The organism is Intrasporangium sp. DVR, from assembly GCF_040365325.1.
GTDB lineage: Bacteria > Actinomycetota > Actinomycetes > Actinomycetales > Dermatophilaceae > Intrasporangium.
In genome coordinates, this window is sequence record NZ_BAABZW010000052.1 from 1 (window position 1) to 3999 (window position 3999).

At 67.7% G+C, this 3999-nt stretch carries 5 protein-coding genes; 3 read left to right on the forward strand and 2 right to left on the reverse strand.

What is annotated here, in order from left to right; all coding sequences use genetic code 11:
• Positions 1-129 precede the first annotated feature (129 nt).
• Both ABWV20_RS19230 and ABWV20_RS19235 read left to right on the forward strand, forming a co-directional pair.
• The gene (locus ABWV20_RS19230; protein ID WP_353358083.1) at positions 130-666 is read left to right on the forward strand and encodes a hypothetical protein; all 537 of its coding nucleotides are present in this window, start codon (positions 130-132) and stop codon (positions 664-666) included.
• A 155-nt stretch (positions 667-821) separates the two neighbouring features.
• Complete coding sequence (locus tag ABWV20_RS19235; RefSeq protein ID WP_353358085.1) at positions 822-1445, forward strand: GNAT family N-acetyltransferase; 624 nt, start codon at positions 822-824, stop codon at positions 1443-1445.
• A gap of 2 nt (positions 1446-1447) precedes the next feature.
• On the opposite strand, the gene ABWV20_RS19240 is transcribed toward ABWV20_RS19235, so the two are convergent.
• Complete coding sequence (locus ABWV20_RS19240; RefSeq protein WP_353358087.1) at positions 1448-1888, reverse strand: HEAT repeat domain-containing protein; 441 nt, start codon at positions 1886-1888, stop codon at positions 1448-1450.
• Between the two features lie 960 nt (positions 1889-2848).
• Complete coding sequence (locus ABWV20_RS19245; protein ID WP_353358089.1) at positions 2849-3673, reverse strand: class I SAM-dependent methyltransferase; 825 nt, start codon at positions 3671-3673, stop codon at positions 2849-2851.
• A 188-nt stretch (positions 3674-3861) separates the two neighbouring features.
• On the opposite strand from ABWV20_RS19245, the gene ABWV20_RS19250 reads away from it, so the two are divergent.
• Positions 3862-3999: helix-turn-helix domain-containing protein (locus tag ABWV20_RS19250; protein WP_353358091.1), on the forward strand; the 138-nt coding region annotated here is incomplete at its 3' end.

Below are 3999 nucleotides of genomic sequence, written 5' to 3' on the forward strand. Positions count from 1 at the left end.
AGCCAGTATGAGAGCGGCAGAGAACCCGTGCCGGTTCAGAGCGCCTGACCGCCTGACCCATCCGAGCGCTACGCGGCGATAAGACGCACCTCGTGTGAGTGGGTGTTCGCCCACCACGGATGTAGGAGGATGGCGCGAGTCTGGTTGCGGCTTGGTGGAGAGGAAACGATGCGGAGGATCCGGCTCGCCGACGCCTGGGACGTCATCGGTTTCCTCGTGCTGCTACCTACCGTCGTACTCATGGCTTGGCAGCTGCCTGGCGATTGGGAGCACCACCGCGGCGCCTCGCTGCCCGGCATGGCGACTGTCACTGTCGCCGAGCCGTTTCGCTCAGGGATCTACGTGCAAGTGGACGTGTCCAACGAGGCGGGTCAGGTCGTGGCCCGTGGCCAGGAGGTCAACGGGGAATCGCCTGAGGTGCTCGGTGCCACCTTCCCCGTGCGGTACCTGCCACCAGACGGTCAGGGCGCCACCCGGGTGTACGTCGCCGGGCACGACCCGTTCATGGTGAACCTGATGGTGCTGGTCCCGTCACTGCTCGTGTGGCTTGCCAGTCTGCTCTTTGTCGGCGCGCGCGTCGTCAGGCTCGGCTCTCGGCTGTCACGCAAGTTACGTCCTGTCCGGACGGGGCCGTATCGAGCCGGCCAGGGCTACACCCGCGAGTGACGCACTCGCGCACCTCACCGCCCGTGCTCGGACGGTTCCGGGAAGCATGGGTCCTCAGGACTCGCCCACCACGCGGCGGTGTGACGCACCGAAGAGGTCACGGATCCACTGTCACGGCGTCGTTACTGGCGCCGGCCCGCCGCTAGTCTCGTGGTGTGCCCGAGTTCAGCTGGCGACCGGCCAACGACGCGACGAGCGAGGACGTCGAGGCCGTGTTCGACGCCGGCGGCGCCCGCAGGTGCCGCTGCCAGGCGCTCAAGGTCCCGGGCTGGATCTGGCGCGACACGACCCAGGAGGGGCGCGACGCTGCGCTCCTGGAGCAGGCCGGCTGCGGCACAAGCGGCCCCACGTCCGGCCTGATCGGGTACGTCGACGGCGAGCCGGCCGGCTGGGTCGCGGTCGAGCCGCGGGAGAACTACCCGAGGATCTGGGCCCGGCAGAAGTCGTGGATGCGGATGGACCCCGACCTCGAGGACGTCTGGTCGGTCACCTGCTTCGTCGTGCGTAAGGGCTTCCGCCGACAGGGGCTGATGTACGAGCTCGCCGCCGCCACGGTCGAGTACGGCAGGCAGGTCGGCGCTAGTGTCCTCGAGGGCTACCCCACCGAGCCGCCACCGGGGAAGACCGTGATCTGGGACGAGGCGTCGGTCGGACTGCTCCAGGTCTTCCTGGCCGCCGGCTACGAGGTCGAGGCGTCGCCCACCCTGCGCCGGAGGGTGGTGCGACACCGGCTCGGCGCCGACTGGCGGCGGATCGGGACGGGAGAGCACACCGGATGAGCTCACTGTCCGCCCGTGGCAAGCCGAACCAGGGCGCGCGAGGCGGCCGTACGGACCCGGGCCACCGGGTCTTCCTGAAGGCCGGCAACTGCCGTCAACGCGTCCTCGAGCCGGTGGCGGGCCACCACCTTCAGTGCCATCTCGCGAACCCGCCAGGCGTCATCATGAAGTGCTGCCTCCACGGACGGCAGCGCCTCGTCCCCCCAGGCCCAGAGCAGCCCGCGCAGCGCCCAGACCCTCAGCCAGTAGGGCGGCCCTGGTGGCTCTCCGGTGACGACCCAACGTGCCGGCGGACCGCCGAGGGCGAGAACCAGTTCTGCGTCAACGTCACGGCCTTTGAGCAGTTCGATGCAGCCCGCGACGACCGCGCCCTTGCCACGATTCGCACACTCCTGCTCGATGCTCTCCCGAGGAGTCTTGCCCCAGGATGCCGACGCGTTCATCGACAACAGCGTAGGTGCACTGGGATCGCTCCGCCGCCAGAGAACCGAACGCTCATCGGAAAGTCCATGAATCCGCTACCGGTCGACATGCGGCGGAATGACGCGCCTGGGCCCCGCCTCTGATCGCGCGCCTCGCGGCATGACCGGTCGCCGGGGCGCTCGTGCCTAGACCGGTTCGGCTGCGAAGTGCCAAGCCGAGCCGGGAGGCTGGCCGCCGTAGGTCATCACGTGCAGCTGCCCGATGAGATGGAGCACAACTGAGGCGACACGGTACTCGGCGGGATCAGCTTCCCATCCCGCGACGTGGATTTGTCGTCGAGGCCAACCGAGACACCGCTCCAGAGACTCCAGGTCGTGCACTGCGACCGCTCCCGAGGCAAGAACACGATCGACTGTCGCGACGACCTCTGCCCCTACCGGGTGCTGGGCCAGCGCGGGGTCCTTGAACCGTCTCTGCCGCGATCTGAGTGTGTGCCGTGCTCCAGCACGCTCGTCCCCATGCCAGCGGCGTGGGGTCTCCGGCGTGACCGCGTCACCGTCGGGAAACCGCAGGCCGCTCCTCTTCTCGGATCGGCGTAACTCCGCATACTGCCGTTCGAGCACCTGATGTCGGGCTCGGACCTCGTCCAGCAGCGCCAAGGCAGGGAGCAAGAACTCTGGGTCACGCCACGTGCGCCCGACTCGTTCCTCGAGGTACGACCACGTCGCGTGGAACCCGATCGGCTGCGACATCTGAATACAGGAACCAAGGGCGTGGAGGCGGTACGCGAATGGCAAGGACTTGTCCCGCACCCGTCTCGCTTCACGCCCGAACCCCACTCGCCGGAGCCTACGAGATCTCGGGGCTCGCCGGCGCTGGTCGGCATTCGCGGAGTCTTGCGCTTATCGACATGTCTTGAAGCAACTACCGGTCGCCAGGCGGCGCAAAGACGCGGGTCGGAGCCGCGCGACATTCCCAAATCAGAGCGGTCGCGAGCAGGTGACCATGACCGTGCGGATGCGTCGCTCGGCGAGGTTGGCCACCTGGTTGGCAGCCATCTGCCCGAACGCGTCGCCGAGGAAGGCCGCGAAGGTGATCGGTGGTGGTCCGTCTCGTTCGATCCGGGCGCGCATGTTCTGGAACCAGACAAGGCTCTGCTCCGAGGAGTCCACTTCCGAGATGAGCTCGAAACCAGCCGCTGCGAGCAATTCGCGCATTTCTTCCGGGGTCGCGAGGAAGCTCGTCGACGAGTCCGGGGCCCACGGAACCGGATATCGGACCTGGCCACCCTCGCCTTGGAGCACGTCGTAGACGACGAATCTGCCACCGGGCCGGAGCACTCGGAAGGCTTCCGCGTAGAGCGCCGGCTTGTCGGAGATGTTCATAGCAACGTGCACGGTCACCGCCGCATCCACGGACGCTTCGGGAAGCCCGGTGGCGGTGGCGTCCCCGACCCGGAAGTGGGTGCGATCGGACTGGCACGTCCACTCCGAGAATGCCGTCGCCACATCGCAGAACTCTGACGTGAGGTCGACGCCGGTGACCCTGCATCCGGTCAGCTCGGCGAGCGTCCGTGCGGGCCCGCCCAGCCCGCTGCCGAGGTCGAGCACATGAGAGTCGGCACTGAGGTCGAGAGCCTCGATGATCTCCAGAGAGGCCGCACGGCCGCGGATATGGAACTCGTCGACTGGAGCCAAGTCTGCCGGCCGCAGGGTGGCGAGGTCCATCCCGGCCGCGCCCAAGGCCGCACTGATGGCTGCCACAAGTCCACCGGGGCCGCTGTAGAACCTCGAAACCTGTTCCATCGCGCCATCTTGGCACCGACGCCGCGACCTCGACCACAAGTCCGCGTTCTCGCACGCGGCCTCTAGCTGTACTGACCGGACAGGTTGGTCGAGTCGGTGTGACGACACGGTGTGACGTGACGTGAAGGGAGGACCTTCCCGCGGTTGAGTGGAACTGCTGAAGGTTCACTCGACAGGAAGGTCCTCCCATGTCCCACGCTAATGCAGCGCTGACTCCCCGCGCCCGGCTCAGGGTCGCTCGTCTCGTCGTCGAGGACGGCTACCCGATCAGCGAGGTCGCGGCCCGTTTCCAATGCTCCTGGCCCACCGTGAAGCGGTGGGTCGAC